21 protein-coding genes are annotated in these 19,515 nt (G+C 64.8%); 17 read left to right on the forward strand and 4 right to left on the reverse strand.

What is annotated here, in order from left to right; all coding sequences use genetic code 11:
- Positions 1–35: 35 nt before the first annotated feature.
- From gatE to BRA49_RS07585, 4 genes are all read right to left on the reverse strand, one after another.
- Positions 36–1,892, reverse strand: a complete 1,857-nt coding sequence (gene gatE, locus BRA49_RS07570; protein WP_292385252.1) for a Glu-tRNA(Gln) amidotransferase subunit GatE — start codon at positions 1,890–1,892, stop codon at positions 36–38.
- On the reverse strand, positions 1,892–3,094 hold the full coding sequence (gene gatD, locus BRA49_RS07575) for a Glu-tRNA(Gln) amidotransferase subunit GatD (RefSeq protein ID WP_394339112.1): 1,203 nt from the start codon (positions 3,092–3,094) through the stop codon (positions 1,892–1,894). The genes gatE and gatD overlap by 1 nt, the downstream gene beginning before the upstream one ends.
- A gap of 26 nt (positions 3,095–3,120) precedes the next feature.
- The gene (gene argH, locus BRA49_RS07580; RefSeq protein ID WP_292384853.1) at positions 3,121–4,599 is read right to left on the reverse strand and encodes an argininosuccinate lyase; all 1,479 of its coding nucleotides are present in this window, start codon (positions 4,597–4,599) and stop codon (positions 3,121–3,123) included.
- Between the two features lie 612 nt (positions 4,600–5,211).
- Entirely contained in the window at positions 5,212–5,433 is a 222-nt protein-coding gene (locus BRA49_RS07585; protein WP_292384855.1) for a hypothetical protein, read from the reverse strand.
- A 166-nt stretch (positions 5,434–5,599) separates the two neighbouring features.
- Between BRA49_RS07585 and BRA49_RS07590 the strand changes: the two genes are divergently transcribed.
- From BRA49_RS07590 to hisB, 17 genes are all read left to right on the forward strand, one after another.
- The gene (locus BRA49_RS07590) at positions 5,600–6,586 is read left to right on the forward strand and encodes an ABC transporter substrate-binding protein (protein ID WP_292384857.1); all 987 of its coding nucleotides are present in this window, start codon (positions 5,600–5,602) and stop codon (positions 6,584–6,586) included.
- Between the two features lie 126 nt (positions 6,587–6,712).
- Positions 6,713–7,489, forward strand: coding sequence for an ABC transporter permease (locus BRA49_RS07595; protein WP_292384858.1), 777 nt, complete (start codon positions 6,713–6,715; stop codon positions 7,487–7,489).
- A 1-nt stretch (position 7,490) separates the two neighbouring features.
- Complete coding sequence (locus BRA49_RS07600; protein ID WP_292384859.1) at positions 7,491–8,252, forward strand: ABC transporter ATP-binding protein; 762 nt, start codon at positions 7,491–7,493, stop codon at positions 8,250–8,252.
- Positions 8,253–8,313: 61 nt separating this feature from the next.
- The gene (locus tag BRA49_RS07605) at positions 8,314–8,826 is read left to right on the forward strand and encodes a 50S ribosomal protein L16 (protein ID WP_292384861.1); all 513 of its coding nucleotides are present in this window, start codon (positions 8,314–8,316) and stop codon (positions 8,824–8,826) included.
- Positions 8,827–8,929: 103 nt separating this feature from the next.
- On the forward strand, positions 8,930–9,769 hold the full coding sequence (locus BRA49_RS07610) for a fumarate hydratase (RefSeq protein ID WP_292384862.1): 840 nt from the start codon (positions 8,930–8,932) through the stop codon (positions 9,767–9,769).
- Positions 9,736–10,311, forward strand: a complete 576-nt coding sequence (locus BRA49_RS07615) for a FumA C-terminus/TtdB family hydratase beta subunit (RefSeq protein WP_394339116.1) — start codon at positions 9,736–9,738, stop codon at positions 10,309–10,311. The genes BRA49_RS07610 and BRA49_RS07615 overlap by 34 nt, the downstream gene beginning before the upstream one ends.
- An 11-nt stretch (positions 10,312–10,322) precedes the next feature.
- A complete protein-coding gene (locus tag BRA49_RS07620; RefSeq protein ID WP_292384866.1) occupies positions 10,323–10,595 on the forward strand; it encodes a 4Fe-4S dicluster domain-containing protein in 273 nt (90 codons plus the stop codon).
- Complete coding sequence (locus tag BRA49_RS07625) at positions 10,592–11,692, forward strand: 2-oxoacid:acceptor oxidoreductase subunit alpha (protein ID WP_292384868.1); 1,101 nt, start codon at positions 10,592–10,594, stop codon at positions 11,690–11,692. Before BRA49_RS07620 ends, BRA49_RS07625 begins: the two co-directional genes overlap by 4 nt.
- A complete protein-coding gene (locus BRA49_RS07630; protein ID WP_292384869.1) occupies positions 11,689–12,477 on the forward strand; it encodes a thiamine pyrophosphate-dependent enzyme in 789 nt (262 codons plus the stop codon). Before BRA49_RS07625 ends, BRA49_RS07630 begins: the two co-directional genes overlap by 4 nt.
- Positions 12,474–13,013, forward strand: coding sequence for a 2-oxoacid:ferredoxin oxidoreductase subunit gamma (locus BRA49_RS07635; RefSeq protein WP_292384871.1), 540 nt, complete (start codon positions 12,474–12,476; stop codon positions 13,011–13,013). Before BRA49_RS07630 ends, BRA49_RS07635 begins: the two co-directional genes overlap by 4 nt.
- Complete coding sequence (locus BRA49_RS07640; RefSeq protein ID WP_292384872.1) at positions 13,010–14,095, forward strand: succinate--CoA ligase subunit beta; 1,086 nt, start codon at positions 13,010–13,012, stop codon at positions 14,093–14,095. The genes BRA49_RS07635 and BRA49_RS07640 overlap by 4 nt, the downstream gene beginning before the upstream one ends.
- A complete protein-coding gene (gene sucD / locus BRA49_RS07645; protein WP_292384874.1) occupies positions 14,092–14,958 on the forward strand; it encodes a succinate--CoA ligase subunit alpha in 867 nt (288 codons plus the stop codon). Before BRA49_RS07640 ends, sucD begins: the two co-directional genes overlap by 4 nt.
- A complete protein-coding gene (locus tag BRA49_RS07650; RefSeq protein ID WP_292384876.1) occupies positions 14,955–15,767 on the forward strand; it encodes a DNA integrity scanning protein DisA nucleotide-binding domain protein in 813 nt (270 codons plus the stop codon). Before sucD ends, BRA49_RS07650 begins: the two co-directional genes overlap by 4 nt.
- A 59-nt stretch (positions 15,768–15,826) precedes the next feature.
- Positions 15,827–17,029 carry a methionine adenosyltransferase gene (locus tag BRA49_RS07655; protein ID WP_292384879.1) on the forward strand — a complete coding sequence of 401 codons (1,203 nt, stop codon included), beginning with the start codon at positions 15,827–15,829 and terminating at the stop codon, positions 17,027–17,029.
- A gap of 29 nt (positions 17,030–17,058) precedes the next feature.
- On the forward strand, positions 17,059–17,958 hold the full coding sequence (gene hisG / locus BRA49_RS07660; protein WP_292384880.1) for an ATP phosphoribosyltransferase: 900 nt from the start codon (positions 17,059–17,061) through the stop codon (positions 17,956–17,958).
- Positions 17,959–17,962: 4 nt separating this feature from the next.
- A complete protein-coding gene (gene hisA / locus BRA49_RS07665; RefSeq protein WP_292384882.1) occupies positions 17,963–18,676 on the forward strand; it encodes a 1-(5-phosphoribosyl)-5-[(5-phosphoribosylamino)methylideneamino]imidazole-4-carboxamide isomerase in 714 nt (237 codons plus the stop codon).
- Positions 18,669–19,253 carry an imidazoleglycerol-phosphate dehydratase HisB gene (gene hisB, locus BRA49_RS07670; RefSeq protein ID WP_292384884.1) on the forward strand — a complete coding sequence of 195 codons (585 nt, stop codon included), beginning with the start codon at positions 18,669–18,671 and terminating at the stop codon, positions 19,251–19,253. The genes hisA and hisB overlap by 8 nt, the downstream gene beginning before the upstream one ends.
- Positions 19,254–19,515 lie beyond the last annotated feature (262 nt).

Below are 19,515 nucleotides of genomic sequence, written 5' to 3' on the forward strand. Positions count from 1 at the left end.
GCCCGGATCCGGGGTGAACGCGATTGTGCCGGAGATCACGAGAGCAGATCGTTGAGTTCGCGCCGGAGGATCTCGCTGATGACCTTCCCGTCCACGCTCCCCCGGACCTCCTGCATCACGACCCCCATCAGGGGACCGAGCGCGCCCATGCCCTTCTCGCGGGCGAACGCCTCCCGCTCGGCTACAATCCGGCGCACGATCGCTTCCACGTCGGCCATCGAGACGGCGGGGGCCATCTTTGCGATGGCAGCATCCACCCGCTCGCCGGGCGTTCCAGGGCTCCCGGCGGTCCGTGCGAGCTCGATGAGGAGATCCGGGATCGCCTCCTTTGCCGCCCGGCCGGCCTCGACGGCCGAGAGGAGGGCAAGGATCTCTTCTTCGGTCACCCGGTCGACAGCGACGCCGTCGCGGGCGAGTTCCCGGCAGGTGGCAAGGAGCGTCCTTGCCGCGAGGGTGGGGCGGACGCCGGCGGCGACCGCCGCTTCAAACGTCGGCAGCCGCTCTGAGAACGCAACCTGCCGCGCCAGCGCCTCGTCGAGCCCGAACTCCCGGACGAACCGGGCCGCCCGGTCGGTGAGGAGTTCGGGGACGGCGATCGCGTTCCAGCGGTCGGCACCGATTGCGACCGAGAAGACGTCGGTCTCGGGGTACATCCGGGCGGCGCCGGGGAGCGGGCGCATGTAGGCCGTGCTCCCCTCTTCGAGCATCTTCCGGGTCTCTTCAGGTACTCCCGACAGCGCCATCTCCGCACGGATCATCACCTGCTCGGTCGCGCAGCCGGCACGATCGCGCCCTGCCGCCACGATGACGACGCAGTCGTTCTCCTCCGCACCGACAAACGAGCGCAGGCGGTCCACCTCGTCTGCGGTGACGCCGTAGGCGGGGAGCTCGTCGGTGTGGAAGATCCCGCCGACGCCGCACTTCTTCGCGTAGTCCGACATCTCGCTCCCGAGCCGCCTGCCGGGCTGGATCTCCCGCCCGACGAGGCCGGCGAACCCGCAGAGCCGGACGGCCAGGATGGCTTTTGCCTTCTTCAAGATAGCGGACTTCGTCTCGGCGAAGAGGGCCGTGACGTCGACGACGGTGTGGTCGACCGTGGCGCCCCTCTCGCGGAGTTCGTCACGGATGGCAAGGAGGTTCGTCTGCCGCTCGACCTCGCGGCGGACCACCTCGGCGATGAGGGCGAGTTCCTGGACGCCCTTGATCTCCACCCGGGCGCCGCCCGCGATCGAGATGTTGACATCCTGCCGGATCGTGCCGAGGCCGCGTTTCACCCGGCCGGTCGAGCGGAGGACCATCCCGATGTACTCGGCAACCTCGCCGACGGCCTCGGGGGTGTGCATGTCGGGGGCGGTCGTGATCTCGACGAGCGGGATTCCCAGGCGGTCGAGGGAGAAGGTCTCGTTCTCCACGCGCTGGGCCGCCTCCTCCTCCAGACAGATCGTCTCGATCCGGCAGCCGTCGGGGAGGGCGCCGGAGAGCGCGACAAGCGCCGTCCGCTGGAACCCGCTGGTGTTCGAGCCGTCGATGACGAGTTTGCGCATCGTGTGGACCTGCTTGATTGGGGTCATCCCGAGCATCTTCGCGATCGTGAGGCAGACGTCGAGGGCCTCGGGGTTCATCGGGGTCGGGGGCTCTTCGTCGTGCTCCACCAGGCAGACCGTGTCGTAGGTGTAGTAGCAGAACTTCCGGACGAGCCGCATCTCTTCCCGCGCCGCCCGGTCGATCTCTCCAAGCTCGCTCTCCGTCGCCCGGAGGTAGCGGTGGAATTCGTCCGTCCGGTCGGCGGTATCCCGGAGGACGGTGGGGCACCGGCAGAAGAGTTTCTCGGCGGTGTCGAGCTGCTGGTGGATCTCGATGCCGGCCTTCAGGCCGAGTTTCTGGTAATCCATCATATCGACCTCCGCCGGATCTCGCCCGCAAGGTCGGTCTGCATCAGTCTCCTCGCCCGTTCGGGGTCCGGTTCGTTCCCGAGCACCCACATCAGTTTGACGAGCGCCGCCTCGGGGAGCATGTCCTCGCCCTCGATGACGCCGGCGGCAAGAAGGTCTCTTCCGGTGTTGTAGACCCGGTCGCAGACCCGGCCGTGGAGGCACTGCGAGGTCATGACGACGGTCGTCCCGCCCTCGATCATCTCACCGAGGCGGGGTATCCATTCGGTCGAGACGTGGCCGAGGCCGGTCCCCGAGAGGACCAGGCCCTTATAGCCCTCGAAGGCGTCGAGGACGCTCGCAGGCATCCCGGGGTAGAAGTGGAGGAGGCCGCAACGCTCCTCGAGCGCGTCGTGGAGGGCCGGCTCTTCCGTCCCCCGCCTGACCGCCTCGGCCGAGAGGCTGACGGAGAGCGAGGGGTAGTCGACGTAGCCGAGCGGCTCCATCCCCATGCTCTGGAAGGCGTCCCGCCGGGAGGTGTGCATCTTCCGGACTCTCGTCGCCCGGTGGATGGCGCAGCGGTCGTCGTTCGTCGTTGCGTGCATCACGACCGCCACCTCCCCAAGGTCGCCGGCGGCGACGGCGGCGCTGCAGAGGGCGTTCATGGCGTTGTCGGAACTCGGCCGGTCGGCGGACCGCTGCGACCCGACGAAGACGACCGGCACCGGCGTCCTGAGCATGAACCGGACCGCCGCCGCCGAGTAGGCCATCGTGTCGGTGCCGTGGGTGACGATCACCCCGGCGACGCCGGCCTGGATCTCGTCATAGATCGCCCGGACAAGCTTCTGCCAGAGGTCCGGGCGCATGTTCTCCGAGAGGATGCTTGCGACCTGCCGGTCGCGGTAGCGGGCGATATCTCCGAGTTCGGGGATCGCCCGCAGGATGTCGCTTGCCGAGAACTGGCTCATCACCGCTCCCGTCCGGTAGTCCACCCTGCTTGCGATCGTCCCGCCGGTGGATATGATTGCAAGATCCGGAAGGTCGGAGTTCTGGACGACGACCCCGGCGCCTGCCGGCGGCTGCGGGGCCGCCCGCCCGACGAGTTCTATCTTCTCGGGGGACGTCCCGATGTTGTAGCCGTTGTCCAGCTTGACGACGGCCATCCCGTCCCGTTCGGTGATGTAGGTGCCGGTGAGGGCGGTCCCGCCGTTTGCGTACCGCACACGGTCTCCGGTCTCAGGTATCTCGGTTATGCTACCAGCCTCCGTGATTCATTGATAAGGTGTTCAAACGCGCTCGATAATGCCGTATCGGTCTCTTCGGCCCATGCAGCGTCGCGGGCGAGGAGGTCCCTCTGCTCCGCGAGCTGGACCGCGACCGCGGCGGGTGCCGGGCCGCCGATGATGCTCCGCACGGCGACGGCGTGAACCGGGTCGAGGACGGAGGTGATCTTTGCCTCAGTCAGGCCCAGGTCCACGACCGAGAGGCCGGCGGCCTCCCGTGCCGCGGCCTCGACGGTGGAAAGGTCAAGCGACCCGTGCCTGACCGCCCGGCCGACGATACGGTGGGCGGTCCGGAAGGCAAGTCCGTATTCCCGGACGAGGACGTCGGCAAGCTCCGTCGCGGTGGAGAACCCCCGCCCCGCCTCGGCGGCCATCCGCTCCGTCCGGAAGGTCGCGGTGGCGATCATGCCGGCAAGGAGGGGGATGCTCTGCCGGGCGGCCTCCACACCCCGCCAGAGGTGCGGGGTCAGTTCCTGGAGGTCGCGGTTGTAACTCATGGGGAGGCCTTTCACGATCGTGATCGCCGCGGTGAGTTCCCCGGCCACCGACCCGGCCTTCGCACGCATGATCTCCGCGACGTCGGGGTTCTTCTTCTGGGGCATGATCGAGGACGAGGAGCAGTAGGCGTCGTCGAGCTGGACGAACCCGACGAACGCGGTGCTCCAGATGACCAGTTCCTCGCAGAACCGGCTCGCCGTCGTCATGCAGATGCTGGTGCCGGAAAGCACCTCGATCGCGAAGTCCCGGGCGGCGACCGCGTCCATGCTGTTAGGCGCCGGGCGGGCAAAGCCGAGGAGGGCCGCCGTGTAGGCGCGGTCCAGGGGGAAGCCCGTCGAGGCGAACGCCGCCGAACCGAGGGGGGATACGTCCACCCGGGCGTAGGCTTCCCGGAGCCGGGAGACATCCCGGGAGAAGGCCTGCTCGTAGGCGAGGAGGTAGTGGGCCAGCGTCGTGGGCTGGGCGTGCTGGAGGTGGGTGAAGCCCGGCATCACCGTCTCGGTGTGGGCGGCGGCGACGTCGAGCAGGGTCCGCCGGAGGTCGGTGAGCGACCGCACGAGGGCGACAATCTCCTGCTTCAACCGAATCCGTATGCAGGTCGCGACCTCGTCGTTCCGGGACCGGCCCATGTGGAGGCGGCCGCCGAAGTCCTCGCCGACCCGGTCGATGAGGTAGGCTTCCTTGCCGGCGTGGACGTCCTCGAACTTCTCGTCGAACGCCTCCTCCGGGAGGCCGTGGTCGTGGAGGTCGAGGAGCGCCGCCATCAGTGCCCGTGCCGGGGCCTCGTCGATGATCCCCTGCCGGCGAAGGCCGAGGAGGTGCGCCATATCCACGAGGAGGTCCGCCTCCGCGATCCAGCGGTCGGCTTCCATCGACGCAAGAAAGTGCTCGAGGTCGCCGGAACGCTCGCCGGAGAGACGGCCCTGCCGAATCTGATCCGAACGCATTCTATCAACAGTCCTGTCTGTACCGTTTGGCCGCGGGGGAGATTAAAACCACGCACGGGGTGAGCGAGGGAGACGAGGGGGGGAGGGGCAGGTTCTCATCCGGGGGTGCGCAGTCCCGTGATTGCGAAGCCTGACGGCATCTCAAGCACCGAATGTTCCAGCCAGTCACATTGAGACGGTCCCATTTGTGGAGACAGGGGAGGGGGCAAGCCCCCTCGCACCTATCGGTGCTCAAGCTCGCTTTGCTCGCACTCCCCGTCAGCCCCTCCCCCGAGGCGATACCCCCACGGTCCAGCGTACGGGGCTTTTTCTGCCTCGGGCTGTTCCCGTGGGCATATTTGGCATCGTATACTCCAGCTCTTAGCGAGCTCGACAATTGTATACCCTGACACGGGTTTCCATCGGGTATCGCCATGACTGCCCCCGCCCCTTGAGGGGCGGGGAACGACTGTCCGAAGGACGGGAGTTTGAGCACCGTCAGGTGCAGAGGAGGAGCGCGAAGCGCGGGTGGGGTGGGGGAAACACTCTCATATCAGCGAGTTGGAGACAAGGGAGATCATCCCCCTCGCACCTAACGGTGTTTAAGCTCGCTTCGCTCGCACTCCGCACCCTTCAGGTGCTCGAACTCCGGTCTTCTCGAACTCCTGTCCTACGGACAGTCGTTTTCCGGAGCGTCGTTCCCCCAATGGCGATAAGCGACTGGACGAAGGGCAGGAACTCGAGCACCGGAGAGGCGTAGCCCCCACGATCCACTGTCCGGGGCTCTTCCCTCACTTCAGTGCTTCGGCAGCCCACCGTGCGCCCTTCATCCCCGGCACCCTGCCTCTGGAGCATTATCCGAGAGATCCTCCCAGCCACACTCAGATCATCCTAATAAGGAGAATTATAGATAGAAAATTTTGCCCATAATATAAAATATTGCCAGGTTTTCGACAATACTATATACTCTCAACGTAAAGACTAACCGTATACTATTAACCATATTGATGGAGAGACACTGATGAGATCATTAACCGCAACAATTCTGGTCGTGGCCCTGGTCGCGGCATTCGCGTTTGTCGCCGGATGCACCGGAACGGAAACCGGCGACGTGACGCACCTCCGGATCGGCTACCAGCCGAGCACCCACCAGACCGCCCACATGACCGCGATGGAGAAGGGATGGTGGCAGGAGGACCTCGCGCCCTACGGCATCACGCAGGTGACCGACTATAACTTCCCCACCGGCGCGCCCGAGATGCAGGCGATGCTCTCCGGGGACCTTGATATCGCCTACGTCGGCTCCGCCCCGTTCATCGCGGCCGTGAGCACCGGGCTTGACGCTAAGATCGTTGCAGCGGTCCAGACCCAGGGCTCCGATCTGGTGCTCAGGAATGAGGTCGCATACTCGACCCCCGCCGACCTCGTGGGCAAGAAGATTGCCACTTTCCCGCCCGGGACCATCCAGGACACGATCCTGCGGACCTGGCTTGAGGAGAACGGCGTCGACCCCGCAAGCGTCACCATCGTCGCCATGGACCCCGGTGCCGCAACCACCGCCATCTCCGCAGGCCAGGTCGATGGCGTCTTCCTGCCCCACCCGTCGCCGTCCGTCATCGCAGCGGAAGGTACGGGGAGAACAGTAGTGCAGTCAGGAGAGATGCTGAAAGATCACGCCTGCTGTGTTCTCGTCGCCAGCGGCTCGCTGATCCGTGATCACCCCGAGATCGTCGAACAGGTCGTAAAGACGCACATCAGAGCGACGGAGTACAACCTCGAACACCAGGACGAGGCCGCATCCATCTACTCCGCAAAGACCGGGCAGAACATCGAGACCGTGAAGGCTTCCTTCCGGGACTGGGACGGCACCTGGACCGCCGACCCGAACGTCATCACGACCTCGGTCGTCGAGTACACGAACCTCCAGTACGAGCTCGGCTACATCGACAAGCCCCTCACAGAGGACGACCTCTTCGACCTCTCGTTCTACGAGAAGGCCCGGGCGTAACCCGGAAACCTCACCCGTTTTTCCTCCAAAAGTATCTTTTAGAGAAGTGCCGATGGAATAAGGGAGAACCTTCCGGAGCGGACCCGGCAACCCCACCCCGGAAGAACCAGACCGTGGAATAGAACCATGAACCAGCAGACACAGAAACGACTCCTCGGCATCGCATCGCTCGCCGTCGTGGCAATCATATGGCAGATCATTGCCGAATATGTGGTAGGCCGATCCTTCATCCTCCCGAGCGTCACCGACGTCGCCGGCGCGTTCGCAAACCTCCTCGGCTCCGGCACTCTTCTTGCCGATACACTGGTGAGCCTTGAGCACTTCGGTATCGGGCTCATCGCAGCGTTCCTCCTTGGCGTCCCCATCGGGATCCTGATGGGATGGTTCCGCATCGGGGACTATCTGCTCGACCCGATCATCGAAATTCTCCGCCCCATCCCGCCGCTCGCCTGGATCCCGTTCGCCATCATCTGGTTCGGGCTCACCACCCAGGCAGCAGGCTTCGTGATCTTCGCAGGGGCCTTCTTCCCGATCCTGACCGCGACCTACTCCGGGTTCCGGGACGTCCCGAAGGTCTTTGTCGAGGCGGGCAAGGTGCTCGGGTGCGACACCTCGTTAGAACTGATTCGCTATGTCGCCCTTCCGGCCGCCATCCCGGGGATAGCCTCCGGGATCAGGATTGCCATGGGCGTCGGGTGGATGTGCCTTGTCGCCGCCGAGATGTTCGGCGTCTCAAACTACGGCCTCGGCTACCAGCTCTGGCACAATTACTACCTCCACCAGATGCCCAATGTCGTCGTCTACATGCTGATTCTCGGCCTTACAGGGCTCATCATCGACCGCATCTTCAGGAACTACGTCGAAAGACAACTCCTCCGGTGGCGAGCAGGGGAGGTGGCCTGATATGAGCGGGGTAACGATACGGAATCTCGGCAAGGCCTTCCCCAAGGAAGACGGCACCATGACGCAGGCGCTCGAGGGTGTCAACCTCGACATCAGGGACGAAGAGTTCATCTGCCTGGTCGGACCTTCCGGATGTGGGAAGACGACACTCTTACGGATCATTGCCGGGCTCGAGACCGCGACCACCGGGAGCGTCATCGTCGACGGCCGCGCCGTCACCGGCCCTGACCCGAAGCGCGGGATGGTATTCCAGGAGTACTCCCTCTTCCCCTGGCGGAGGGTGGTCGACAACGTCGCCTTCGGCCTGGAGATGCGGGGTGTCGGAAAGGAAGAGCGCCGGAAGACGGCAGACCACTACATCGAGATGGTCGGCCTCTCTCAGTTTCGGGACGCCTACCCCTACGAACTCTCCGGCGGGATGCGGCAGCGGGTGGCGATCGCCCGGGCGCTCGCAAACGACCCCGACGTCCTCCTCATGGACGAACCGTTCGGGGCGCTTGATGCCCAGACCCGGAACCGGATGCAGAAAGAGCTTCTCTCCCTCTGGGAGAAGACGAAGAAGACGATCGTCTTCGTCACCCACAGCGTCGATGAGGCGGTATACCTCTCTGACCGGATCGTTGTCCTCGCACCAAGGCCAGGGACGGTCCGGGAGAGCATCACCATCCCCTGGCCCCGGCCGCGGGACCGGACCAGCGCTGAGTTCGCGGAGGTTCGCCGACGGGTGCTCCGGATGATCGACGAGAGCGAAAGCGCCCAGTAAGGTTTATTAGAAGAAATCTCCATTTTATAAAGCACTCAAAGATCGGCAGGAGTTTTTAAAGATGGTACGAAAACCAGCGAAGATGTACAGGAATCTCGCAAAGAAAGCATATACACGCAGGGAATACATGGGCGGCGTGCCGGGCAGCAAGGTCGTGCAGTTTGATATGGGCAACCTTAGCCAGGACTTCCCGGTCGAGCTCTCCATCGTGGCCGAGGAGACCTGCCAGATACGGCACACGGCCCTTGAGGCCGCCCGTACCGGCATCAACAGGCAGCTCCAGAAGGAGGTCGGGAGGGCGAACTACCACTTAAAGATCCGGACCTTCCCGCACCACGTTCTCCGTGAGAACAAGCAGGCAACCGGCGCAGGTGCGGACCGTGTCTCGGAAGGCATGCGTCTTGCCTTCGGGAAGGCCGTCGGCACCGCGGCGCGGGTTGAACGTGGCCAGAAGGTCTTCTCCGTCTGGACAAACCCACAGTACGCCGAGAAGGCAAAGGCCTCCCTCCGGCGCGGAATCTACAAGATCCCGACCCCCGCAAGGATCGTCGAAGAACAGGTACCGGTAGCGTAAACTCGCATCCCGCCCCATCCTTTTTGCGGGGAGCGTCCCGCTGGAGAGTAGAACCGGTACCTGGGGGAATATAACTTTTTATAGTCGCTTCCCACCAGTATAAATGATGGTTAATCCGGCAGATCCGACGCTTTCGAGCGAACTGGCAGACGCCACAGAGAGAGCCCTCAAAGAGGCCGAAATCCGCCTCCCCCCCGACGTCCTTGCTGCGCTCCGGAGGGCGGCGGCGGCCGAGAGAGACGAGATCGCGCGGCAGGAACTTACCAACATTCTGGAAAATATTACACTCGCCGGGGAGCGCCAGGTGCCGATCTGCCAGGATACCGGTGTGCCGGTGGTCTACCTCACCCTCCCTCCCGACGTCCCGTTCACACCCGCCCTCAACGATGCGGTGCGGGAAGGGGTGCGCCGGGCGACGGCCAGCATCCCGCTCCGCCCCAACGTCGTCGACCCGCTCACCCGGAAGAACTCCGGAGACAACACCGGCGACGATATGCCAGCGGTCCACGTGACGCCAGGGGTCCGATTCGAGGTGACGGTGCTCCCGAAAGGAGCGGGCTCCGAAAACGTCTCGCGGATCGGGATGCTCCTCCCCTCGCAGGCAAAGGATATCCCGAGGTTCGTCGTGGAGACGATGCTCATCGCGGGGGGCAAACCCTGCCCCCCCGTGATCCTCGGCGTCGGGATCGGCGGGACCTTCGATACGGCGGCAGCGCTCGCAAAAGAAGCCCTGCTCCTCCCGGTCGACACCATGGACCCCTACGAGCAGGAGATCTGCGACGCGGTGAACGCCCTCGGCATCGGGCCGATGGGGCTTGGCGGCGATACGACGGCGCTCGCGGTGAAGGTGAAGCGGGCGGGCTGCCACACCGCATCCCTCCCGGTGGCGGTGAACGTCCAGTGCTGGGCATGCCGCCGGGCAACCGTGGAGGTGAAACGGTGACGGACCTTACGACACCGCTCGGCGACGAGGTCCTCTCGCTCCGGGCGGGCGACAGGGTCACCCTCTCCGGGACGATCTACACCGCCCGGGACGAGGCCCACCTCCGCATGATGGAGGAGGGTATCCCCTTCGATCCCAGGGGCGCTGTGGTCTACCACTGCGGCCCGGTAGTCCAGAACGGCCGGCTCGTCGTTGCCGGACCCACGACGTCCGCCCGGATGAACGCGCTTTCGGGCTTCCTGCTCGACGCGGGTGTCCGCGCCCTCATCGGGAAAGGCGGCATGGGACCTGAAGTGGTCGAGCAGCTTCGGGGGCGCGGGGTCTACCTCGCGCTCACGGGCGGATGCGCCGCGCTCGCGGCCGCCCGCATGGACCTTAAAGGCGTCTATTTCGAAGACCTCGGCATGGCCGAGGCGATCTGGGTCATCAAGGCCGATCGCCTGCCGCTGACGGTCGGGATCGATGCACACGGCGGCGATCTCTTCCATGCAGTACGCGAGAAAGCGAAAACACAATTTCACCAGCGATTCAACATAAGATAGGATACGGTCTCATGAAACTCGTCATCGATGAAAGCCGCTGCAAGGGGTGCAACCTCTGCGTGCTGGTCTGCCCCTACGGGATCTTTGCGGAGGGGACGGAACTCAATAGCCGGGGGATCGTCTCCCCGGTCCTCGACCGCCCCGAACGGTGCACGAACTGCAGGCTGCAGGCGCTCTACGGGCGGATGCTCTGCGGAGTTTGCCGGATGATCTGCCCCGATCAGGCGATTGCCTGGGTCGAGGAGAGGCCGTTTGAGCCTCATCGGGTTGAGGTGGAGTTTTGAGCAGAGTTGAGTTCATGCAGGGCAACACCGCCTGTGCGGAGGGCGCCCTCGCCGCCGGATGCCGGTTCTTCGGCGGCTACCCGATCACGCCGTCGACGGAGATCGCCGAGACGATGGCCCGGAGACTCCCGAAGGCCGGCGGGGTCTTCATCTCTATGGAGGACGAACTCGCGAGCATCGCCGCGGTGATCGGCGCCGCCTGGACCGGGGCCCGCGCCATGACCGCAACGAGCGGCCCGGGGTTCTCGCTGATGATGGAGAACATCGGCTACGCGGCGATGACCGAGACACCGTGCGTCGTCGTCAACGTCCAGCGGGGCGGCCCGAGCACCGGCCAGCCGACACGGGCGGCGCAGGGGGATATGTTCCAGTGCCGGTTCGGGTCGCACGGCGACTACAGCACCATCGCGCTCACCCCGAACTCCGTCCAGGAGATGTTCGACCTGACGGTGAAAGCGTTCGACCTCGCGGACCGATTCAGGGTCCCGACCTTCCTGATGGCCGATGAGATCGTAGGCCACATGCGGGAACGGGTGACCATCCCCGACTCGGTCGAGGCCACGTCTCCGCGCCCGCTCGCGGAAGGTTCGCTCCCCTTCGAAGCCAACGAAAACGGCATCCCGGGGTTCGCACCCTTCGGCTCGGGGAGGGCGGTCCACGTGACCGGCCTCACCCACGACGAACGTGGTTACCCGGATACGACCGACCCGGAGGCGCACGATAGGCTCGTGCGGCGCCTGGTCACGAAGATTGAGTCGGCCCGCCGCGCAATCGCCGACTACGAGGTGATGAACCCCGACGCCGAGACGGTCTTCGTCACCTACGGTGCGCCGTCCCGGACGGTGGAGCAGGTGATCCACGACCGGCCGGGCGACTCGATCGGTCATCTGCGCCTGCGGGTCGTCTGGCCGTTCCCGGAGTTTGCCCTCAAGGAGTTCCCGAACGCAAAGGTCTTCCTGATGCCGGAACTGAACCTGGGCCAGATGGTGCGTGAGGTCCAGCGTCACGTGGACCAGCCGGTCGTAGCGATCCCAAAGATTGGAGGAGAACTCCACACTCCCGCCGAACTCGTCAGTGCACTGGAGGAGCACCGATGAGCGCGTCCGAATGGTTCCGGGAAGACCGCCTTCCCCACATCTACTGCACGGGGTGCGGCAACGGGACGGTCATCAACTGCACCCTCGCGGCCGTGGAGGAGATGGGCTGGAAGCGGGACGAGACGGTTTTCGTCTCCGGGATCGGGTGCTCGTCCCGTGCTCCCGGCTACATCCTCACCGACTCGCTCCACACCACCCACGGCCGGGCGCTTGCGTTCGCCACCGGGGTGAAGATGGCCCGACCGGAGTTCAACGTCGTCGTCTTCACGGGCGACGGGGACCTTGCCGCCATCGGCGGAAACCACTTCATCCACGCCTGCCGCCGGAACGTGGATATGACGGTGGTCTGCATGAACAACCAGATCTACGGCATGACCGGCGGGCAGGGGAGCCCGACGACGCCGCCCGGGGCCATCTCGACGACGACACCCTACGGGGCGAGCGAACCGGCCTTCGACCTCGCCGAACTTGCGGTCGCCGCCGGCGCAAACTACGTCGCCCGCTGGACGTCCTACCACGTCAAAGAACTCACGAAGGCCGTCACGACCGGGATGCAGACGCCGGGGCTCGCTTTTGTCGAGGTACGGACCCAGTGCCCGACGAACTACGGCCGCCACAACAAGCTCCGGACCGTCCCGGCGATGATCGAGCACATCCGGAGCCACGCGATGCTTGTGGAGAAATACAACCGCCTGACGGCGGAAGGAAAGCCGATCCCCGAGGGCACCTTCACCGTCGGGGAGCTGGTCCGAAGGAGCCGGCCGGCGATGGGGGTGCGGCGATGAGGCACGAAGTCAGGTTCTCGGGCTACGGCGGGCAGGGGATCATCCTCTCCGCGGTCATCCTCGGCCGGGCGGCGGCGCTCTATGACGGGAAGTATGCCGTCCAGACGCAGGTCTACGGCCCGGAGGCCCGGGGCGGGGCCTCGATGGGGCAGGTGGTCATCGACGATGCGCCGATCCTCTATCCCGAGGTGGCGGACCCCGACATCTACGTCATCATGTCCCAGCAGGGGTTCGAGAAGTATGGGACCCGTGCCAGGGAGGACGCAGTCATGCTCATCGATGCCGACCTGGTCCGGTCACGTCCGGCCTGCCGGGCCTACGAGATCCCGGCGACGGCGGAGGCGAAGACCGCCCTCGGCCGGGAGATCGTCGCGAACATCGTGATGATCGGCGCCCTTGTGGCGGCGACCGAGATCGTGAGCAGGGAGGCGATCGAGCGTGCGGTGCTCGACAGTGTCCCCAAGGGCACGGAGAACCTGAACATCAAAGCACTGAAACGGGGATTTGAACTCGGAGAACGAGCGTGTAAACCATGAAGATGCTGGAGTACGAGGCTAAACCAATCTTTTCACAGTATGGCATACCGGTCCCGAAGGGAGTTCTCATCCGGTCACCGGACGAGGTCACGGCACACCTGACGGAACTGGGTGACGGCGTGGTGCTGAAGGCGCAGGTGGACGTCGGCGGGCGGGGGAAGGCCGGCGGCGTCCTGATGGCCGACGGAGCGACGGCGAGCGAGACCGCCCGCGAACTCTTCTCGCGGGAGATCAAGGGCGTCCCGGTCAGGGAGATCCTGGTCGAGGAGCGGCTGGCGATCGAGCACGAATACTACGTCAGCATTGCCATCGACCGGTCGAGCAAACAGCCGGTGATCCTCTTTGCCGATGCGGGCGGGGTGGAGATCGAGAACGCGGCGAAAGCGGACGAATCAGCTATCCGTAGGGTCATCGTGGCCCCGCTCCTCCGTGACATCCCGCCGTTCCTGATGCGGGAACTCCTCGGCGGAGCCCCGAAGGAACTCGCGCCCGTCATCAACAGCCTCTACCACGTCTTCCAGGAGAAAGACGCCATGCTCGCAGAGATCAATCCCCTGGTGACAACGCCGCGGGGCGTCTATGCGGCAGACGCGAAGCTGATCGTCGACGACAACGCCCTCGCCCGGCAGGGGATAACGGTCAACCGCGACCTCTCCGAGCGTGAGCGTGAGGCAGAGCAGCACGGCTTTTCGTACGTGGAACTCGACGGGACTATCGGGGTCATCGGGAACGGCGCCGGGCTCACGATGTCGACGCTCGACCTCATCGAGTATTACAACGGGCGGGCGGCGAACTTCCTCGACGTCGGGGGCGGCGCCGACCAGGAGCGCGTGAAGCACGCGGTCAGGCTCGTCGCGAGCATGCCGAAGGTCTCGGTGATCGTGGTCAACCTCCTTGGCGGGATAACCCGGTGTGACGAGGTCGCGAAAGGCATCATCGCCGCCGGCGTCGCGCCGACGGTCATCGTCCGGATGGCCGGGACGAACGAGGAGGAAGGGCGGCGGCTGCTCGCGGAATGCGGCTACCGGATGCTCGAGAGCATGGATGCGGCCGTGAAGGCGGCGATGGAGGTGCGATCATGATCTACGGCGACAAAAACCTCGGTGTCATCGTCCAGAACATCACCGGCAAGCAGGGCACGTTCCACACGGAGCTGATGAACGCCTACGCGCGCGAGGTCGGCGGGCGGGGCGTCGTCGCGGGGGTTGCGCCCGGCAAGGGCGGGCGTGAGGTCCACGGCGTCCCGGTCTACAACACGGTACGTGAGGCGCTCAGGGAGCACGATGCGACCGCGAGCGTCTGCTTCGTGCCGGGAAGCGCCGCGGGCGACTCGATCATGGAGGCGGCGCACGCCGGGATCGACCTTGCAGTCGTCATCACCGAGCACATCCCGGTTCACGACGCCATGAAGGCCATCGCCTACGCGAAACTCCACGATTGCGCGGTCATCGGCCCGAACTGTCCGGGCCTCCTCTCGCCGGGGGAGTGCAAACTCGGGATCATGCCGGCCCACCTCACCCGCCGCGGGAACGTCGGCGTCGTCTCCCGGAGCGGTACCCTCACCTACGAAGTCGTCGACGAGCTCACCCGCGCCGGCATCGGCCAGAGCACGGTCGTCGGGATCGGCGGCGACCCGGTGATCGGCCAGACCTTCGTGGACGTGCTCGCGCGGTTCGAGGAAGACCCCCAGACGAAGGCCGTCGTCGTCATCGGCGAGGTGGGCGGGAACCTGGAGGAAGAAGGCGTGCGGTCGACCGATCTTCCCCTCGTCACCTACATCGCCGGCGTGAGCGCCCCGCCCGAAAAGCGGATGGGCCACGCGGGGGCGATCATCGAGGGTGGCGAAGGCGACGCGCGTTCCAAGGTCAGAAGGCTCGCCGCCCTCAACGTCCCGGTCGCCTCCCGGCCATCGGAGATACCGGGGTTGATTCGCGAGGTGTTATGAACGGCGACCTGATGCTTGCCACTGCCTGTGAAGTGGCGGTGAAGATCAACGCGCGGGCGGTCGTCTCATTCGTCGACCAGACCCCGATCCCCCCCGGAGTACCCGAGATCGCGATCATCTGGGTGCAGGAGCTGCAACTCGACGTCTTGAAAGACCTCACCATGCACGACATCCTGGAGGTGAGCGAACGGCACATGCTCGATGCTGCCGTCCACCTCTACCTCCGGCGGAACCTGGAGAGCGGTCTCGTCGTCGGCGTCTTTCCCTACGCCGTCATCATCTACGACATCGAGGAGGGGAAGAACTTCATCAACCTCAAGGACTTCTCCGACATCGTTCCCCGCGAGGTGCTCCACGCGGCTCTTTCGCTCGCCCTTGAGATCGCGGTCGAAGGCAGGGAAGGACGGTCTATCGGCACCGCGTTCATCATCGGAGACCCGGAAGAGATCTTCAAACACTCCCACCAGGCGATCCTCAACCCCTACCAGGGGCAGCCCGCCGCGCTGCGGGACATCAAGAACAAGGATACCTGGGAGAGCGTCAAAGAGTTCGCCCAGCTCGACGGCGTCTTCGTCATCGACAAGACCGGCGAGGTGCGATCGGCGGGACGCTACCTCGACGTCACCGGGCGGGGTATCGCTCTCCCGAGCGGCCTTGGGGGAAGGCACCGCGCAACCGCGTCCATCACGCACGAGATCCCGGCCATCGGCATCACGGTCTCCGAGAGCGGAGGTATGGTCCGCATCTTTCGGGACGGCAACTGCAAGATCGGCATCCGTGCCGACATCCGTGTCCGGAGTGACGGTTAGAAATGGTTATATGAATTGCAATCATTTCTTTATCATACTTTAGAACTACGGTGGATTTGATGACCAGGAACATCAGCGTAGAAGGGCTTGACCAGATCCCGATTGAGAAGCAGCGAATTGAACTGGTGGAGAGGAAGTGCCTCGGGCACCCGGACAGCCTCGCGGACGGCATCGCGGAGTCGATCAGCCGGGCGCTCAGCAGGTCATACCTGGAGGAGTGCGGTTCCGTCCTGCACCACAACACCGACCAGGGTGAGGTCGTGGCAGGGGAGTCGATCCCGAAGTTCGGTGGCGGCCGGATCACAAAACCAATTTACTTCCTCATATCAGGCCGGGCAACCAAGACCTTCAACGGTGTGAACATCCCCGCAGACGCAATCGCCGTCGAAGCGGCACGGGACTACATCAGATCGATCCTCCCCACCATCGACATGAACCGCGATCTCATCGTTGACTGTCGGATGGGAAACGGGTCGACCGACCTCCGGGACGTCTTCCGGTCCTGCGAGGGAAAGGTTCCGCGGGCGAACGACACCTCGTTCGGTGTCGGGCACGCGCCGTTCAGTGAGGCAGAGAGCGTTGTCCGGGGTGTCGCCGCGTTCCTCGACAACGAGCTTCGGCTCAGGTACCCCGTCATCGGCCAGGACTGTAAGATCATGTGCCTGCGTGACGGCGACGCCGTCACCCTGACGATCGCGATGGCGTTCGTGGACCGCTACTGCTCGAGCATCGCCGAGTACATCGAGTTGAAGAACATCCTGACCGAGCAGATCACCCTCGTCGCAAAGCAGTTCACGAGCAGAAAGATCAACGTCGCCATCAACACCGCTGACGACCTCGAGGGCGGCAGTGTCTTCCTGACAGTCTCGGGCACTTCGGCCGAGATGGGCGACGACGGGTCCGTCGGCCGTGGCAACCGCGCAAACGGCCTGATCACCCCGAACCGCCCCATGAGCATGGAGGCGACGAGCGGCAAGAACCCGATCAACCACATCGGCAAGATCTACAACCTCCTTGCGACGCAGATAGCACAGGACTGTGTCACGGAGGTCGACGGCATCGAGGAGATGTACGTCCGTATCCTCTCCCAGATCGGTTACCCGATCGACCAGCCGCACGTGGCGAGCGCCCAGGTTCTCACGAAGCCGGGCGTTGACATCAGGTCCATCAAGCCCGACATCGAGGGGATCATCGACGGGTGGCTGGGGAAGATCACCACCGTCACCGAGAAGGTCATCAGGGGCGAACTCTCCACCTTCTGATCATCCCCACTTTTTGGAGTTCATATCTCATGAGTAAGCCATCGTCCCGAAAGCCCGGGTCCGAACCCGGACTCGTCCGTCTCGCCATCCCAAACAAAGGGAGAATTGCACAGCCCATCAACCACCTGATCGAGAAGAGCGGCCTTCACCTGGTCGACGGAGGAGAGCGGCGTCTCATCACCCGAACCCGCGACCCGAACGTGGAGATCCTCTTCGCACGTCCAATCGATATCCCGGAGTATGTGGCGAGCGGCGTTGCCGACCTCGGCATTACCGGGAAGGATATGGTCATGGAGCGGGGCTCAATGGTCGAACAGGTCCTCGACCTGCAGACCGGCAGGGCAACGCTCGTCGTCGCCGTCCCGGAGGAGTCCGGGATCGAGGCCGTTGCCGACCTTGAGGGGGCGAAGGTGGCGACCGAGTTCCCGGCGATTACCCGTTCGTTCTTTGCTGAGCACGAGGTCGCCGTCACGATCGTGACCGTCGGTGGGGCATGCGAGGCGACGCCGCACCTCGGGATCGCCGACGCTATCGTCGACCTCTCCTCCTCGGGGACGACGCTGCGGACCAACCATCTCCGCATCATTGAGGAGGTTCTCACCTCCACGACAATCCTGGTTGCAAACCCTGTCTCGCTCACGGAAAAAAGGGAGAAGATCGACGAGATCGTCCTCGCCCTCGAGAGCGTCATCCGGGCAAAAGGACAATGCTACCTGATGATGAACGTCCACCGGAGCGCCCTTAGCGACGTCCGGCAGGTGCTGCCCGGCCTCTCCGGCCCGACGGTGATGGATGTGGCATCCGACGAAAATCTGGTCGCCGTTCATGCCGTCGTGAAAGAAGAGCGGGTCTATCAGTTGATCAACCAGTTGAAGCGGGCCGGCGCAAAAGACATATTAGTCATGCCCATTGAACGGATCATACGCTGAGAACATGGAGATCTATCCTGCAGTCGATATCCTGGACGGGCGGTGCGTGCAGCTCGTGCAGGGGCGGCCGGAGGCGGCGACGGTCTATGGTGAGCCGGCCGCCTGGGCCCATCGGTGGCTCGATCTCGGGGCGGACGGTCTCCACATCGTCAACCTCGATGGGGCATTCGGTCGGGCGCAGAAGAACGCCGACCTGATCCGGGCCTTCATAAAAGAGACCAGTGCGTTCGTCGAACTTGGGGGCGGTATCAGGAGCGTGGAGGACGCCGCCGGGTGGCTCGATACCGGTGTCGACCGGGTGATCCTCTCGACCCTCGCCGTCCGGTCACCGGAGGTGGTCAGGGCGCTCGCCGACGAGTTCGGGAGCAAGCGGGTCATGCCCGGGATCGATGCCCGGGGCGGCGAGGTGATGATCGAGGGCTGGGAGCAGCCCGCGGGCAGTTACCTTACCTGGGCGGAGCGGTTTGAAGCCCTCGGCGCGGGGGCCCTCCTCTACACGAACGTGGACGTGGAGGGGCTCCAGCAGGGGATCGCCATCGAGCCCGTGACGGACCTTCTTGCGAGAGCACGGGTCCCGGTCGTCGTCTCCGGCGGGATATCGGCTGTCGGAGACGTCCGGGCGCTCAGGGATGCGGGGGCCGCCGGAGCGGTCCTCGGCTCGGCCCTCTACGCCGGGAAAGTGCACCTTCCCGAAGTCCTGGAGGCAGCGCATGCGTAAGAGTGAGATTCGCCGGAAGACGAAGGAGACCGAGATCAGCCTCTGCCTCGACCTCGACGGGAGCGGGGCGGGGACGATCGATACCGGGATACCGTTCTTCGACCACATGCTGACATCGTTTGCCCGGCACGGCAGAATAGACCTCACCGTCCGGGCGACCGGCGACCTTGAGGTCGACGCTCACCACACCATCGAGGATGTCGGGATCGTCCTCGGGACGGCCCTTGCCGAAGCGGTCGGCGACGGGAGGGGGATCACCCGGTTTGCCGACACAGCCGTCCCGATGGACGAGGCGCTCGCCCGGGCGGCGCTCGACGTCGGCGGCCGGGGATACCTCGTCTTTGCGGCCGACTTCTCGCCGGTGGGCCCGGGCGGGATCCCCGGCGATCTGATCGAGCACTTCTTCTACAGCCTCTGCACGAAGGCCGGGATCACCGCCCATATCACAGCCACGGGCCGGAACGACCACCATGTCTGCGAGGCGGCGTTCAAGGCGTTTGCACGGGCGCTCCGGGCGGCCATGGCGATCGACCCCGCGCAAGAAGGCGATGTGCCGAGCACCAAGGGGACGCTCTGATCCGGAAGGATCACTCCATTTTTCAGGATCGTCACGGCACCAGGCAGCAGTCGTGCCACGAGGGCGACGTAGCCGCGTGCCGGGCCGATGTTGTGAAAGAATCGCCTTTTCATCGACCGGCGAAAGAGGCGGGCTAAAATCGCAGGGAACGAGGTTGTGCGGCAGATTGCGCGGGTGGAGTGTCTGACGGCGAGGGGACAGAAAAGATCCGGGTCCTCATGCTCCCACGCTCGAGCGTGACCAACCCATACCTGGTACAAAG

It is taken from the genome of Methanoculleus sp. UBA430 (genome assembly GCF_002506585.1).
Taxonomy (GTDB): domain Archaea; phylum Halobacteriota; class Methanomicrobia; order Methanomicrobiales; family Methanoculleaceae; genus Methanoculleus.